Origin of the sequence: Alkalilimnicola ehrlichii MLHE-1 (assembly GCF_000014785.1) — a bacterium.
Classification (GTDB): Bacteria; Pseudomonadota; Gammaproteobacteria; order Nitrococcales; family Halorhodospiraceae; genus Alkalilimnicola; species Alkalilimnicola ehrlichii.
Window position 1 is genome coordinate 2178945 of the sequence record NC_008340.1, and the last position, 15204, is coordinate 2194148.

16 protein-coding genes are annotated in these 15204 nt (G+C 66.0%); 5 read left to right on the forward strand and 11 right to left on the reverse strand.

What is annotated here, in order from left to right; genetic code table 11:
• The first annotated feature begins 51 nt into the window (after window positions 1-51).
• Window positions 52-1320, forward strand: a complete 1269-nt coding sequence (locus MLG_RS09730; protein ID WP_011629651.1) for a M20/M25/M40 family metallo-hydrolase — start codon at window positions 52-54, stop codon at window positions 1318-1320.
• A 123-nt stretch (window positions 1321-1443) separates the two neighbouring features.
• Here the strand turns inward: MLG_RS09730 and MLG_RS09735 are convergent, their stop codons facing one another.
• From MLG_RS09735 to MLG_RS09755, 5 genes are all read right to left on the reverse strand, one after another.
• A complete protein-coding gene (locus tag MLG_RS09735) occupies window positions 1444-2409 on the reverse strand; it encodes a zinc-binding metallopeptidase family protein (RefSeq protein WP_011629652.1) in 966 nt (321 codons plus the stop codon).
• A gap of 568 nt (window positions 2410-2977) precedes the next feature.
• Window positions 2978-4276, reverse strand: a complete 1299-nt coding sequence (locus tag MLG_RS09740) for an ATP-grasp domain-containing protein (protein WP_011629653.1) — start codon at window positions 4274-4276, stop codon at window positions 2978-2980.
• Window positions 4277-4554: 278 nt separating this feature from the next.
• Window positions 4555-5451 carry a DMT family transporter gene (locus tag MLG_RS09745; protein WP_041718005.1) on the reverse strand — a complete coding sequence of 299 codons (897 nt, stop codon included), beginning with the start codon at window positions 5449-5451 and terminating at the stop codon, window positions 4555-4557.
• A gap of 255 nt (window positions 5452-5706) precedes the next feature.
• Window positions 5707-6252: an allophanate hydrolase-related protein gene (locus MLG_RS09750; protein ID WP_198003221.1), complete on the reverse strand. Its 546-nt coding sequence runs from the start codon at window positions 6250-6252 to the stop codon at window positions 5707-5709.
• Window positions 6253-6438: 186 nt separating this feature from the next.
• Window positions 6439-6978 carry a DUF1989 domain-containing protein gene (locus MLG_RS09755; RefSeq protein ID WP_011629656.1) on the reverse strand — a complete coding sequence of 180 codons (540 nt, stop codon included), beginning with the start codon at window positions 6976-6978 and terminating at the stop codon, window positions 6439-6441.
• Here MLG_RS09755 and MLG_RS15460 point away from each other — a divergent pair.
• From MLG_RS15460 to MLG_RS15465, 3 genes are all read left to right on the forward strand, one after another.
• A complete protein-coding gene (locus MLG_RS15460; RefSeq protein ID WP_041718007.1) occupies window positions 6977-7681 on the forward strand; it encodes a hypothetical protein in 705 nt (234 codons plus the stop codon). The genes MLG_RS09755 and MLG_RS15460 overlap by 2 nt on opposite strands.
• A 117-nt stretch (window positions 7682-7798) precedes the next feature.
• Window positions 7799-8371, forward strand: coding sequence for a MarR family winged helix-turn-helix transcriptional regulator (locus tag MLG_RS14870; protein WP_011629657.1), 573 nt, complete (start codon window positions 7799-7801; stop codon window positions 8369-8371).
• Window positions 8372-8462: 91 nt separating this feature from the next.
• Entirely contained in the window at window positions 8463-9050 is a 588-nt protein-coding gene (locus tag MLG_RS15465) for a hypothetical protein (RefSeq protein ID WP_011629658.1), read from the forward strand.
• Between the two features lie 104 nt (window positions 9051-9154).
• Here the strand turns inward: MLG_RS15465 and MLG_RS09775 are convergent, their stop codons facing one another.
• The 6 genes from MLG_RS09775 to MLG_RS09800 form a co-directional block, all read right to left on the reverse strand.
• Window positions 9155-10279, reverse strand: a complete 1125-nt coding sequence (locus MLG_RS09775; protein ID WP_011629659.1) for an ABC transporter ATP-binding protein — start codon at window positions 10277-10279, stop codon at window positions 9155-9157.
• On the reverse strand, window positions 10272-10940 hold the full coding sequence (modB, locus tag MLG_RS09780) for a molybdate ABC transporter permease subunit (RefSeq protein ID WP_011629660.1): 669 nt from the start codon (window positions 10938-10940) through the stop codon (window positions 10272-10274). The genes MLG_RS09775 and modB overlap by 8 nt, the downstream gene beginning before the upstream one ends.
• Window positions 10941-10983: 43 nt before the next feature.
• On the reverse strand, window positions 10984-11730 hold the full coding sequence (gene modA / locus MLG_RS09785) for a molybdate ABC transporter substrate-binding protein (RefSeq protein WP_198003222.1): 747 nt from the start codon (window positions 11728-11730) through the stop codon (window positions 10984-10986).
• Window positions 11731-11891: 161 nt separating this feature from the next.
• On the reverse strand, window positions 11892-12677 hold the full coding sequence (locus MLG_RS09790; RefSeq protein WP_011629662.1) for a xanthine and Co dehydrogenase maturation factor: 786 nt from the start codon (window positions 12675-12677) through the stop codon (window positions 11892-11894).
• A 138-nt stretch (window positions 12678-12815) separates the two neighbouring features.
• Window positions 12816-13205, reverse strand: coding sequence for a winged helix-turn-helix domain-containing protein (locus tag MLG_RS09795; RefSeq protein WP_011629663.1), 390 nt, complete (start codon window positions 13203-13205; stop codon window positions 12816-12818).
• A gap of 115 nt (window positions 13206-13320) precedes the next feature.
• On the reverse strand, window positions 13321-13587 hold the full coding sequence (locus MLG_RS09800; RefSeq protein ID WP_041718009.1) for a hypothetical protein: 267 nt from the start codon (window positions 13585-13587) through the stop codon (window positions 13321-13323).
• A gap of 208 nt (window positions 13588-13795) precedes the next feature.
• Between MLG_RS09800 and MLG_RS09805 the strand changes: the two genes are divergently transcribed.
• Window positions 13796-15202: a deoxyguanosinetriphosphate triphosphohydrolase gene (locus MLG_RS09805; protein WP_011629665.1), complete on the forward strand. Its 1407-nt coding sequence runs from the start codon at window positions 13796-13798 to the stop codon at window positions 15200-15202.
• Window positions 15203-15204 lie beyond the last annotated feature (2 nt).

Here is a 15204-nt window from a genome sequence, read left to right on the forward strand (position 1 = left end):
CCCCCCATACGATGCTCGACGCCCCACCCCTGACAAGAGAGAGTGTGTGTCATGAGCAATGCCCCCTGGACGAACCCCATGCCCGAGCCGCAATTCGAGCTGATGCGGCGCATCCTGGCCGCCCCCAGCCCGGTGGGGCTGGAGGGCGCCATGACCTACGGCGTGCTCAAGCCCCACTTCGAGGGGTTCGCGCCCGCGGACTGGCACCTGCACCAGTTCAAGGGCCACGCCGGCGTGGTGCTGGATACCCACCCGGGCCGTGATGACCTGTTCAAGGTCATGGTGATCGGCCACGCGGACAAGATCCGCATGCAGGTCCGCTCCATCGGCGACGACGGCAAGATCTGGATCAACACCGACGCCTTCCTGCCCAACGTACTGGTCGGCCACGAGGTCACGCTCTTCAGCGAGGACCCCGAGGCCCCGGGCCAATACCGGCGCATCGAGGGCGGCACCGTGGAGGCGCTGGGCGCCATCCACTTCTCCGACCCGAAGCAGCGCACCGGCGAGCAGGGCATCAAGAAAGAGCAGATCTACCTGGACCTGCAGATCCACGGCGAAAACAAAAAGCAGCAGGTGGAGAACCTGGGCGTGCGCCCCGGGGATTCGATCCTGTTCAACCGCCCCATCCGCCACGGTTTCAGCCCCGACACCTTCTATGGCGCCTACCTGGACAACGGCCTGGGCTGCTTCGTCACCGCCGAGGTGGCCCGGCTGATCGCCGAGGCCGGCGGCACGGAAAAGGTCAGGGTGTTGTTCGCCATCGCCAGCTACGAGGAGATCGGCCGCTTCGGCAGCCGGGTACTGGCCGGGGAGCTCAAGCCCGATGCCATCATCGCCGTGGACGTGAACCACGACTACGTGGCCGCCCCCGGTATCGGCGACCGGCGCATGCAGCCGCTGGAGATGGGTAAGGGCTTCACCCTGTCGGTGGGTGCCGTGGCCAGCGAGCAGCTCAACCGGATCATCGAAAGCACCGCCAAGGCGCAACAGATCCCCATGCAGCGCGACGTTGTGGGGAACGACACCGGTACCGACGGCATGGCCGGCGTGCTCGCCTCCGTGGACTGCGTGGCCACCTCCATCGGCTTCCCGATCCGGAACATGCACACCATCTCCGAGACCGGCAACACCCGCGATGTGCTGGCGGCCATCCACGCCATCACCCGCAGCCTGCAGGCGCTGGACGCCCTGGCGGATCCGCATCGGGAGTTCCTGGACAACCACCCACGCCTGGACCAGGCCAATTCACTGGGCCATCAGGGCGGAGAGAAGCCGGATGACGGCGAGCCGTCCACAACGCCGGAGAAAACCACCTGACCGAGCCCCGGTCAGGGCCGGCAAGGGCAGTCGTCCGCTGCCTGGCACGGAACCGCTCCGCCCCGTAGCCCTCCTGCTACAGGCGGTGGAGGGCTGCGGGGGCCAGCGGGGGGTGGCCACGGCTCAACGCCCTTGGGCCCCGCGCCGCAGCCAACCATGCACAAAGGCCAGCTTGTGGCGGGCGTGGTTTGAGAGCACGAAGGGGTAGAGATCCGGCAGCCCCATGGAGCGGTTGACGTGGTTGACGCCCACCGAGAGCGACGCCGCGATGTGAATCAACCTGTCCGGGTCCGGCTCGGAGTAGGGATCCCAGCCCGCATGCGGAAGCTGCGGCATTGACAGACCCGAGGCCACGAAGCTGTCGGTGATATCCGTCAGATGCAACAGGTGCGCGGCCGTCTCCGCCCAGTCCTCGTGGGGATGGGACGAGGCGTAGGTGGTGAGGTAGTACTGCCGCCACTCGGGAGGCGGGCCGTTCTCAAAATAGTACTGCAACGATGCCCGATAATCGATTCGCTCATCACCGAACATGGCGCGGAACGCGTCCAGGAAATCATTACGCAGACTCAGCCGCCACCACAGCATATGCGCGATCTCGTGGCGCATGTGGCCAATCATGGTGCGATAGGGCTCTTGCAGCGCCTCGCGCCGGGTGGCGACCAGTACCGGATCCACCTCCTCCACACTGATCGTAACCACCCCCTCGGCATGCCCCATGGGCACCGGCGTGGGGCCCTCGGCCAGCATGTGGAACACCGGCCGCGCCCCGGGGTCCTCTGGCCGGAACCAGTGCCAGCGCCCCAGGTTGTCCAGCACCCACCGCTTGGCTGCCTCCGTTTTCGCCCAGTTGGGAATCGCGTTCGGGATCGACGGGTCCGGGGCCAACGCCGTCATGGCGCAGGAGCGGCAGAAGGCCCCCTCCTCCGGCGCAATCCAGTTGCAGCCGATGACGTCCCGGTTGGCGCAGAACGGCGGCATGGGCAGGAAAGCCCGTGCCTGGGGGTCGTAAGCGACCGGGGTACCGTCGGCGGTGGCCAAGTTATCGAACCAAAGCGAGCCCCCACCGACCGGGTTGGCGAACACGCGCATGCGCAGGACTCCTGCCAGGTGATGTCACCCACCATACTGGGCGGTGCAGGCCGATCCGTCCACCCGCCCCTGGCAAAGACCGGATTCAACAGCGGAGAACGCCTCGGAATCACCCCGAGGCGCTCCGCGCACCAAGAGCAACGCCTGCGGCAAAAGGCCTTGAGCAAAGCCATCTCCGGTCATTGCGCGCCCTGCCGCCCGCTGCGCAGGCCCGAATGAACGAATAACGGCGTACCCCCATCATCGCGAGGGCCGAAGGCTTTCCCCCGGTCATCGCGAGGGCCGAACGCTTTCCCCCGTCATCGCGAGGGCCGAAGGCCCGTGGCGATCCAGGGCGGTAGACTGCCACGTCGGCTTCGCCTCCTCGCAGTGACGGTGGGGGCGACCTTCCGCTTCCGGCACAGTCCAGTTCTTCAAGAGGGCCGAACGCTTTCCCCCGTCATCGCGAGGGCCGAAGGCCCGCGGCGATCCAGGGCGGTAGACTGCCACGTCGGCTTCGCCTCCTCGCAGCGACGGTGGGGCGGCCTACCCTTTGCTCCTCGCCGTGACAACTTAATTCAGCGTCTCCCTAGACGTAGAAGTCCAACTCCTCCTGGGCCCTGAGCAGCTCCCGCATCGTGATCGGGTCGTCGCCGAAGAAGAATATGAGCCCCCAGTGGGTGCCGAACGCCGAGCGCTCCGGCACCGTCTCTTCGGCCGGCGCGACCAGTTCGTGCGATTCGAAATAGGGGTGCTCTATGGTCTCCTTGGGCATTTCCAGCTTGCTGACAACCCGGCGGCGCGGATACACCCCGAAGCAGCCCGCGTAGCCCTTCGCGTCGACCACCTCGCGCGGGAAGAAGGCATTCACCTCCTCCTCGGTGCTCTTGGGGTCGAAGACCAGCATCGATGCCTGATAGGCATTGAACCCGTAGGCACGCTCGATAAGCTCGAAGGCCTTGAACCCGGGCGGGCGATAAGCGACCTCGCCGAAGTACATCTCACCGTCCGCGGTCACGAAATACTCTGGATGAATCAGCCCGAACTGGATATCGAACGTCTTGATCAACTTCTCGATTTGCTTGGTAACCGCGTCGCGCCAGCTCTCAAGCTCCTTGGTGGCGGGAACGAATACCGAATAGCCCAGAGTCACGTACTCGGAGATATTGAGGAACTTGATCTTGCCATCGTGAATCCAGGCCTCGACAGCAAACTCCCAGCCATCAAGGTGGCTTTCCATCAGCAAGGGATACTCTTCGTCCGGAATGTGGTCGATCTCTTCCACGCTTTTGATCATCCGGTGCCCAAGGCAACCCGCCTTGTCGAATGCCTTGAGGTGAATCGGGTCATCGGGATCGCCATCAAGCTTGAGCAGCGTCTGGTTAACGCGCTTCATGAAACGAATGACGTCCTCTTTCTCGTGGGCTTCCTCGAATATCCCCACACGAATACCACCAAGCTGGGCACGACGTTTCATCAACGCCTTGTCACGGAATAGGATAGACTGCCCGTAAATGCGGGGATTACCTAACAGAACGGAATTGATTGCGCCCGCCCATTCAACCGTCTCCTCGAACAGTGGAATGGCGACATCAACGCCCTCTTCCTTGAGCACTTCGGCAATCTCCAGGGAACGGTCATTCAGGCGCAAGAAATCCCAGCGAACATACGGAATCTTGTTTGCCTTGCAGAAATCCTCAGCCCAATCAGGCGCAACAACCACATAACGACGGTCGAATTTCTGCGCCGCCTTGATGGCATTAACACTCCAGCCCAGAAGGGCGATGTAGCCCTTATTGGGATCCTTGGGCGTTTCCGTTCCGCGCACCGAATCCAGCGTTGGATCCACCCAGGATGAAAGGTCTGTATTTTCCGGAGCTGCTGCCATTGGACGTACCCCTTACTGTTTTAAGAAAAATCGTGCACTGCAGCCCGATTTTCCACGGGTCACACCACCAGGTGCTCAACGGCTCAATGAAAAAGGCCCCGGTCTGATGCTTGGATTAACTGCCTGCTTTGTCCGAACAGTCTAGTCAAAGTGAGGGCGTCGGCAACATAAACCCGCTTTTTCCCTTTTGCCCCAATGCCCTAGGCATGGAGTAGGAAGGTCCATCTGCCTCTCCCCGGATGGTTGCATGGCCCCATCCGGGCAGGCAGGGACGCTGATCAGTTATCGGTCAAATGGGAAGGTGGCCGTGCGGCTCTGGAATGCACGCTCAGCGCCGTCACCGTAACCAATATCAGCGCCATGCCCAAGACTTGCATTGCCACCAGGCTCTCGCTCAAGACCACGACGCCGAACAAGGACGCGGTCACCGGCTCCACCATGGCCACGATCGAGGCCACCGCCGGGGCCGTATGGTTCAGGCCGATGATATAGAGCACGAACGACAATCCTGCGCCGAGCACGCCCAGTGCCACGAACCACGGCCAGTCCGGCGTGCTCAGGGCAACGACCATCTGCCCGGCATCGCCCGGCCAGATCAGGATGACGGCCAGTACCGCAAACGCAATGCAGAGAATCGCCTGCGGGCTGCCGTGCGGCGCCGCATACTTGAATCCGAAGATGAAGATCGCGTAGGACAGCCCGGACAGCAGCCCGGCGCCCACGCCAATCGCCGTCAGACCGCTGCCACTGATGTCGTAGATCTGCGTCAGCAGCGCGATGCCCACCATGACCACCGCGATCGCGGCCCACTTCAGGGTGGTGGGGCGTTCCAGCTTCAGCGCGAACGAGACGAGGTACACGAACACCGGCGCGCAGTACATCAACGTCGCCGCCACCGCCACGCTGCCGTTCGCGATGCTCAGGAAATAGAACGAGAAGTTGCCGGCCACGCCGAGCCCGGCCACCGCCGACCAGAACCACAGCCGGCGATTGCCCAGCCCACTGCCCTGCGGGCGCAGCATCAGCCAGGCGAGAACGCACAGCAAGCCGATCGCGCCCCGGTAGAAGGAGACGACGAACGGGTCCCAGCCATCGGCCATGAGGATTCCGCCGATACCGCCGGACAACCCCCAGAAAAGCGCCGCCATTGCGACGAAAGCCGTGCTCGCACCCATTATTTGATCTCGCTCGTTGGTAATGGATTCAAGACCGCCCGGTGGCCGGGTCCGCATAGGCACCCCGCGAGCCCCGGTGTCAGACCGAACCGTTACGGCTCACAGCCCCGGCGAGGTCGCGGTGCCCCTCACGCTGCACCTTTTCAGGAGACCGGCATGATACAGATTTGGCACGGGGCTTTGGTGCCCGGCACGATGTGATCCCGCCGCCGTTTGCCATGCGCCCCTTTCAAAGGCAGGGTGCGCGCCGTCACGCTATCGACCCTGCTCAATATAGGCCCGCCGGCCACCGAAATCCGTCACGTCGCGGGCACCCTCCAGGGCGTACCCCTCGCACACGAAGCCGTTCACCCAGCGGCCGTCCGCCAGTTCCACCTTGCCGATCCCCAACGGCGACGGGATAAGGTCCACGAGCGAGCCGAAGGCGTGGGCCGGCATCCGCCAGACCTCCAGCACGATGGACCGCCCGCTGTCGTCGCCCACCCGGCGCAGGCCCGGCTTGGGCGGGGTCGTGTCCGGCAGGGCGTGCAGGCGATAGCGCGGTGCGGTGGTGGGCTCGCTTTCCGGCGTCACCGCCTGCTCCACGGGGCGGGGCCGGTCGGTGGCACCCAAGGGGGTGGGCTGGTGGTTCAGCCACTCGGTGGCCAGGGCCTGGAGCTCACCGTCCTTCCAGGCGCCGCTGATCAGGGTGCCCCCGAAAGGCAGGCCATCCGCACGGAACCCGGCGGGCACCGACAGGGCGCAGAAGTCCGCCAGGTTGACGAAGTTGGTGTAGGTGCCCATCCGGCTGTTCACACCCACCGGGTCCCCTCGCACAGCACCCGCCGCACCACCCCGGCCCGTTCAGCGGCCAAGGGGATTTCCATCTTCATGGATTCCAGCACCGTAGCCGATGCCCTCGGCGGCCTGCAGGGCCACGTCCAGGTCCTCCCGCCGTTTTCGTTCTGGCGGCCAGGGTCGTCCCCGGCCCGGGATGTCCGGTCCGGGTCAGTCCCAGATGATCATCTCGATGGGGGTCGGGTTGTAGGCGTTACAGGGGTTGTTGAGCTGCGGGCAGTTGGAGACCAGCACGATCACGTCCATCTCGGCACGCATCTCCACGTACTTGCCCGGCGCCGAGATGCCGTCCTCGAACGTCAGCCCCCCGTCCGGCGTCAGCGGGACGTTCATGAAGAAGTTGATGTTGCTGACAATATCCCGCTTGGTGAGGCCGTAGTGGCTCTCCTGGATGGCGAGCAGGTAGTTGTCGCGGCAGGAGTGCATGGGTTTCTTGTCCAGGGCGTAGCGCACCTGGTTGGACTCGGCCGCGCAGGCCCCGCCCAGGGTGTCGTGGCGGCCGCAGGTGTCGGCGGTGAGGGTGAGCATGACGTTGCCCTCGTTGGACATCAGCCGGCTGCCGGTGGTCAGGTAGACGTTGCCCTGGGCGCGGATGTCTTCGGCGGTGGTGATGCCGCCGATGGGGTCGTGCCAGCCCAATGTCTCGTCCACCATGGAGAGCAGCACCCCGCCCATGTCCGAATAGAGCATGTTGCCCTTGCGCAGGCGGGCGGTGTGCTGGCCCTTGAGGGTGTCGGCCGTCGGCGAGACCCACCGCCTCCAGCATGGCCTCGGCCTGCGCCCGGGCCTTGCGGCGGGCGCCGCCGAACAGCCGGCCGAGAAAGCGCGACTGGGTGAACTCCATGGCCAGCATGACGTTGCGCAGGGCGGTCAGGTGGGGGAAGACCGAGTACTTCTGGAAGACCACGCCCCGGTCGGGCCCCGGTTCGTCGGGCATGGGCTCGCCGTCGGGGAACTGGATACCGACGAAGTCGGGGTTCGGGGCGCGCTCGCCCAGCAGGCCGTGATCGAAGGCGAACTGGCGGACGCTCTCCATGGTCTCCGGGGGCTGCTCGCCGGTGATGAAGGTCACCGCGACGGCCGCCGAGTGGAAGAACTCAGTGGAGGCCAGTTGCGCCTCGTAGCCCGCCAGGTCGGTGCCGGCGGCATCGCCCATGTCGGCGCGGGCCCGCTCACCCACTTCGTCCTCGCGGATGTCCCGCTCGGTCATGTCCACAGACTCCAGCGCCCGGGCCAGCAGGTAGTGGGAGACGGAGAGCTCCACCAGGTGCACACGCTGGCCGGCGATGTCGGCGAGCCGGTCGGTGTCCTTGAGCACCACGCCGTCGTTGCCGGCGGAGAAGTCGCCGATGATCAGCGCCGTGGTGTCCACCCCGCCCCAGTGCACCACTGATGCCCCTTCGCACTGCGACGGTGCGACACCAGGCGGGCGCCATTTTCATACTTGCCTACTTGGTTTTGATTCGCTACTATCTGTCTAACTCGTTTCGATTCAAAACGGACAAGCCCTATGCCCTCTGGTCTGCAACCTGCTGTCGTCGGTGCCCTGATGCGCTACTTGGTGCGCGTCGGCGAGAGCAATCTCTCGCACGATCAGGTCACGCCGCTGCAATGGATCGCGCTGAACTACTTCGCGATCGCCAACCCGGCATCGCGCACGGTGTCCGGCTTCGCGGCGTACAACGCCACCTCCAAGGGGACGGCCTCTCAGGTGGTCAATGTATTGGAGCGGCGTGGGCTGGTGAGCAAAACCCGCTCCAGCGAGGACGGGCGAAGCACGCGGATCACGGTCACCGAGAGCGGTGCCCGGGCGCTTAGGGACCACCCTGAAAACCGGTTGAACGAGGCGATCGGCCACCTTCCGCCGGCCGATCAGGCGGCGCTGGAGCGCATCGTCTCCGGGCTGCTGACCGAGCTGGAGACCGATAACCCGCAGCTGACGGTCGGCACCTGCCATGACTGTAGCTGTCTTGGGGCGAACGGTAAGGACGAGGCCTTCTACTGCTGGCGGAAGGAACAGACCTTGCAGCGAAAAGACCTGAACCAGATTTGTATCCAGCACGAACCGGTGGCCGACCGATGACGATAAAGCTGTTGGCCGACTGCCGGCGCATCGCGCCAGCAACAGTCACCAACCGCACCCGAAAAACCGCCGCACCAGATTAGGGGGCACCATGAGCAAGCGAATCCATCAACCCCTGAGTGAACGACGCGCCTCGGCGCCGGTCACGGACAGCCGCTATGCGCCCGTCTACCGTCTGAACACTACCGGGGCGGTGAACCGCCAGCTCTGGCAACATCCCGGCCGCCGCGCTGCGGACATCCCGGCCGAGGCCGTGAACCATGATCCGAACCTCACCACGCCGTCCCGCGTGGGCCATACGGTGCCGCCCGCTGTTCGGCTGCTGACACGTTCGGTGCTGCTGCAGGTGGCCCGCGAACGACGCCTGATTTCGGAAAGCGAGCTGTTGCGGGCTCTCCGCCGCCAGGTGCCGGAGGCCAGCCACAGCAGCGTGGACCGGGCCCTTGAGGCCGCGGTAGAGGATGACGGGCACAGCGGCCGTCCGCTGCTGGCCTCACTGGTGACCGACGACAGCCGCGCCTGGCCCTGGCCCGGGCTGGTGGACGGGTTGGTGCGGTTCCGCCGCCCCCTGCCTCAGACCGAGCTGGAAGACTGGCCGTTGCGGGCCACCACCGAGCGGCTCGCCGCGCTGGATTACTACGCTGCCCGCCGGGTGCCCATATCGGAGCTGGCGGGCTGACCGCCCCATCCAACGCACAGGAGCACCCACGCCTGCTCTCCTCCGGCGGCCATCAAGGGCTGCCATTTCCCCCCGGCTCGGGGGGATTTTTTTATCCGGTCCTTTCAGCGGGTGGCGGGTTGTGGGTCCGGCTCCGGCGCCATCAGGTGGATACCGTCGGCCAGCAGCGAGACCCGCGCCTCCTCCCCCGGCGCCAAGCCGTTGCGCCGGGCGGCGTGGGTGCCCACCGTGAAGTTGAGGGGGGCCCCCCCCGAAAGGCTCAGGGTGACGCTGGTCTGCTCGCCCAGCACCACCAGCTCGCGCACCACCCCGGCCACCGGGTTCTCCCGCTCGCCCAGGGAGGGCCGGCCGCGCCGGTGCAGCAGCACGTGGGAGGCCGGCGCCAGCCAGGTGACCTCGCTGCCCGGGGGAAAGCTCGGGTTATAGGTCGCCTCCAGGGTCTGACCCTGCCACTCCAGCCACAGCCGCCCGGTGGCGGCGTTGCTGGCGATCACCCGCCCACGGAAGAGGTTCTGGTGGCCGACCAGGCGGGCCACGTCGGCGGAGGCCGGGTGCAGCATCAACTCATCCGGCGGGGCGGTCTGCAGGGTAACCCCCCGGTGCAGCACGGTGATCCGGTCCGCCAACCGCACCGCCTCGTCCAGGTCGTGAGTGACCAGCACCAACGGAATGGACAGATCGCTACGCAACAGGGCCAGCTCACGCTGCAGCTTGCGGCGGGTCACCTGGTCGACGGCAGAGAAGGGTTCGTCCATCAGCAGCACTTCTGGATCGCGTGCCAGCGCCCGGGCCAGGGCCACCCGCTGGCGCTGGCCTCCGGAAAGCTCCGACGGGTAGCGGTCTTCCAGGCCCTCCAGGTGCACCTGGGCGAGCAGCGCCGCCGCGCACGCCCGGCGCTGGGCCCGTGGCCGGTGGCCCATGGCGACCACCAGATTCTGTAGCGCGGTGAGATGGGGGAACAGGGCATAGTCCTGAAACACCACCCCCACTCGCCGGCGCTGGGGCGCCAGGCTGACGCCCCGGCCGGCGTCGAACCAGGTGACGCCGTTGCAGTCGATCCGGCCGGAGCTGGGCCGGTAGAGCCCGGCGATACTGCGCAACAGGGTTGTCTTGCCGCTGCCGGAGGGCCCCACCAGCGCCAGCAGCTCACCCGGCGCGCAGTCCAGCGCGGCGTTCAGCGGGATCGGCGCGGCCTGCCCCACCTGAATGGCCAGCCCCTGCTCAGACACGCACCCCCCTCCGGCGCCCGGCCAGCCCGTAGACAATGCCGATGGTGATGAAGGAGATCAGCAGCAGCAGGACCGACATATTGCCCGCCGCCGCCTCGTCAAAGGCCTGCACCCGGTCGTAGATGGCGATGGCGATGGTCTTGGTCTCGCCGGAGATGCTGCCGCCGACCATGAGCACCACGCCAAATTCACCCAGGGTATGGGCAAAGGTGAGGGCCACGGCGGAGATCAGCCCCGGCCAGGCCAAAGGGAGTTCCACCCGCCAGAACGTCTGCCAGGTGGACAGGCCGCTGCACCAGGCCGCCTCGCGCACTTCGTGGGGGATCGCCTCGAAGGCGCGCTGCAACGGCTGCACCGCAAAGGGCAGGTTGAAGATGATGGAGGCGATCAGGATACCCTCGAAGGTGAAGACCAGGGTGCCGCCGGTGAGCCATTGCCAGAACTGCCCGATGGGCCAGTCACTGCCAAAGGCCACCAGCAGGTAGAACCCCAGCACCGTGGGCGGCAACACCAGCGGCAGCGCTACCAGGGCCTCGGCAAAACCGCGGCCACGGAAGCGGCGCCAGGCCAACTGCCGGGCCACGATGATGCCCACCGGGGTGAGCACCACGCAGGTCCAGAAGGCCAGCCACAGGGAGACCTCCAGTGCTTCCCAATCCATTTACCGCGGCTCCTGCATGTCGGGTCCGTTCCCGCTCCTCGCCTTAGTCCGGGTCCGGAGTGATGAATCCATACTCGGCCAACACCGCCCGGCCCGGGTCACTGAGGATAAAATCATAGAAGGCCCGGGCGGTCTCCCCCGCCCCTTTCACCAGGGCCATGCGCTGGCGCAGAGGCTCGTGGTGATCTTCCGGGATGAGCGCCCAGTCGGAGCGCCGGTCCAGGGAGGGCGCCAGGGCCAGCGACCAGGCCACGATGCCGCCATCGGCGTCGGGTGACAAGGCGAACTGGGCGGCCTGGGAGACATTCTCGCCGAACACCAGGTGCGGCTGGATGACCTCCCACAGGCCCGCGGACTGCAGCGCCTGCTTGGCGGCCACGCCGTAGGGGGCGTGCTCGGGGTTGGCGATGGCGAAGCGGCGGATCTCGCCGGCCTCCAGGGCCCCGGCCAGGGCGGCCAGCCCCGCCTCCGGGTCCAGCGACGCGCCCTGACGGGTGATGAGCACCACCCGGCCAACCGCGTAGAGGTCACCGGCATCCTCCAGGTGACCGGACTCGTACAGGGCCTCCACATAGGCCTCGTCGGCGGACATGTAAAGCTCGAAGGGCGCCCCCTGGGCGATCTGGCGGCGGAAGTTGCCGGAGGAGCCGAAGTTGAGCCGCACCCGCTGGCCAGTCTCTTCGGTAAAGCGCGCCGCCAGATCCTCGATAGCGAACTGCAGGTCCGAGGCCGCCGCCACCGTGGGCGGGCGCTGCGCCTGCGCCGGCCCGGTGACAAGCAGAGCGATCATCAAAAAAAGGCTCATCAGCCCGGCAACCCCCACCACCTGCGCAATAGCCTCCCCGCCTTGGGGTTGCCCCCTGCATGGTGATCTCGTCATTCCTTCTTTCCTCATCCAGCAAGCTTTGATCCCGACGGACAGAGCTGTTCCACAGCGCGCCACCCGACTATTCACCCCTGACCGACGGCACGCAATACACCGTTGGCGATCGCGGCGGGCCTTTCGGCAACCCCGTGCACATTGGTGCCTGCCGGCACCACCTCCACCGCTTTGCCCCCTGGGGCAACCCGGACGCCGTCACGCAGCACGCCCCGCACGATCCCGGTAACCGGGGCCCGCAACGGGCGGAGCCCCAGGTGGGCCACGGGCTCGCCGACATTCACCGGCTCACCGATTTGGCGTGCCCCCGCGATAACACCCGCGCACGGCGCATAGACGTAGCGCTCGCGACCATAACCCTGGATCGAACGCGGCTCCCCGGCCAGCGGCCGCGTCCGACCGCGGTAAACAACCCGGCCCAGGTCTTTGCCCCAGGCAGTTTCTACGGCAACATCGACGTTCCGGCCGGCAGCAAAGTTCGGCCCCAGCCCGATCACCTGGGGCGCCAGGCCACGTTGGTCTTCGGGTTGGTCACGTTTGCGCATCCGGGCATCAACCAATAGCACAGGCTCCAGGACGGGCAGCAGTTCCTGGAGCGCGCACGCGGTTACCGCGATGAACCCACACGAGCGTCGCTGCCACCCCGGCATGCCATCAATGCAGCATGCGACCACCCCCTCGAGTTCGGATTCTCCGTCAAACAGCGCATCCGCAAACGCTTGGCCCCGCCGATGAACGGCCGGCGCCGGGCGGTCCACCATGACGACCAAAAACCCGGCCTGATGCAGCGACAGAGCAACCGCCGACGCCACATCATTCACCCCCCTCACAATCGCCGTTCGCGTCCTTCCGTCCATCACGGTATCCCTGCCTGTGTAGCGGACTTTGCACCCAACTCGGGGCAGGCCCGCCTCGTAGCAACCGCTATGTCACATAGGACATAGCGTTAAGCAGCAATGTACCGGAAGGCTTCTGTGATTCCAAGCTCACTTCAGTTAGGCCCGGCGTCCGGGCTCGTGCAGCGCCAGTAAGTCCGCCAATTCCGCCTGGGCGGCCTCGCGAATTCGCGCCTCCAGCGCATCGTAGCGCTCGAGCAGGGCCTCACCCAGCGGGGTCAGGCGGGTTCCGCCGCCACCCCGGCCACCGGCAACGGTCTCGACCACGGGGTGCCCCAGCCCCTCGTTTATCGTGTTGAGCAGCATCCAGGCCCGCTTGTAGGGCATACCCATGGCCCGCGCCGCGGCAGAGATGGAGCGGTGCTCGCCCACGCAGCGCAGCAGCCGGATCTTGCCGGGCCCGAGCGAGAGCGATTCGTTGACTTTGACCCGCGGGCTTAGGATGCCTGCGTCAGGTCCCTGGGCGGGAGAGGCGTTCGATGCGTTCATGGGGCGACAGGCTACCCCAACCACCGAGGCGGCCCAAGCCGGAAGGGCTAGAAAAGCGGGCTCATTGAACCCCGAAATAAGGCGGTGCTACCGGGAAAAGCAGTCAGACAATGGGTCAGACCCGGATCACACCCGCCTTGCGCCCCCGCTCGTACTCTTGAATCTCTTTCAGCAGGCTCTCTTCCAGGGCAGCCAGCCCTTGTTCCTTATTCTTTTCGGGCGCTGACCGCTTGTTCTTTCTGGCGGCCTTTTTGGCTTCCGCTTTGGCTTTGGCCCGCTGGCCCAGTTCCTTTTCCACCTGCGCGGCGAGATCGCGCAATGCTGACAACGGCCATTTCCGGGTATCCGAGATCCCCAGGATGGCTCCCGGTCGTTTCGCCATCGATTCCACCTCCATTGAAGGATCGGCTGTGGTTAAAGACAGTGGTTAGGAAATCTGACCACAGAATGCCAAGATGGTGCCACGTTCTGCAACCTCCATTCGCATTCCGCCACGGATCGGGCGGGCAACGCTGGCATTCTCATGGGCGGAGACCTCAGACTAGGCGCCACGGCCGGTAACGCGCAACAACCCCACCGATGGAGGTGCCATGGAGCCTGAAGCAACGTCGATGGATTGGGAACGGTTGCTGAGCAAGCAACGGCTCGGGCGCCCCGACGAGGAAGGCAGTCTCGGTTTCCGCACCGATTTCCAGCGGGATTTCGACCGTATCGTCTTCTCCTCGGCCTTTCGCCGGCTGCAGGACAAGACCCAGGTCTTCCCGCTGGCGGAGAGCGACTACGTGCGCACCCGGCTCACCCACAGCCTGGAGGTCTCCTGTGTGGGGCGCTCCCTGGGCACGCGGGTGGGCGAGGCGATCACCCGTCGCGAGGGCTACACCGAGGTGGCCCCCGGCGACATCGGCGCCATCGTGGCAGCCGCCTGCCTGGCCCACGACATCGGCAACCCGCCCTTCGGCCATGCCGGCGAGGACGCCATCCGCCACTGGGTGCGAACCAGTCCGGTGGCCCGCCGGGCGCTGGACGAGTTAAGCCCGCCACAGCGGGCGGAGTTCGAGCACTTCGAGGGCAATGCCCAGGGCTTCCGGGTGGTCACCCGGCTGCAGAACCCGGACAACCGCGGTGGTCTGCAATTGACCTACGCGACCCTCGGCGCCGCCCTGAAGTACCCCTGCCCCGCCCACGCCATCGACCCCGGCTACGGCATCAGCCGAAAGAAGTACGGCTATTTCGTCGCCGAAGCCGATCTCTTCCGCGCTGTGGCCCAGACCAACGGCCTGCTCAAGCAGGCCCCGCGCACCTACTGCCGCCACCCGCTGGCCTTCGTCATGGAGGCGGCGGATAACATCGCCTACCTGATCGTCGACTTCGAGGATGCCTTCCGGCTCGGTATCCTGGAGTACCGCACGGTGCACGATCACTTCCGCGCCCTCCTCCGAGGCAAGGACCAGGGCACGGTGGAGCGACGCCTGGCCCGGCTGCGGGACGACAAGGAGCGGGTGGAGTACCTGCGTGCGCGCGCCATCAATGAGCTGGTGGAGGCCAGCGCCCGCGCCTTCATGGATCACGAGGCGGAGATCATGACCGGTCGCTTCGAGCGGGAACTGACCGACACCCTGCCATTCAGTGAGGCCCTGCGCGCTATCGCCGGGGTGTCTCAGGAGCGGATCTACGACCACCTGGAGGTGCAGGGGGTGTGCGCGGCGGGTTACAGCGTGATCGGCGGCTTGCTGGACCTGTTTCATGAGGCGGTCCACGACACCGCCGTGGCCCTGGAGGAGGGTAAGCAGGCCCCACCGCGCTCGCGCACTGTGACCAACCTGGTGCCGGAGCAGTTCCTCTACCAGTACGACCCCGATTCCGGCCGGCGGTATCGGGTCACCGACCCCTACCTGTTGCTGCTCAATCTCACCGACTTCATCGCCGGCATGACCGACGGCTACGCGGTCTCGCTCTACAAGAAGCTGACCGGGATGGCTCTGCCCCACCACGGCTGAGG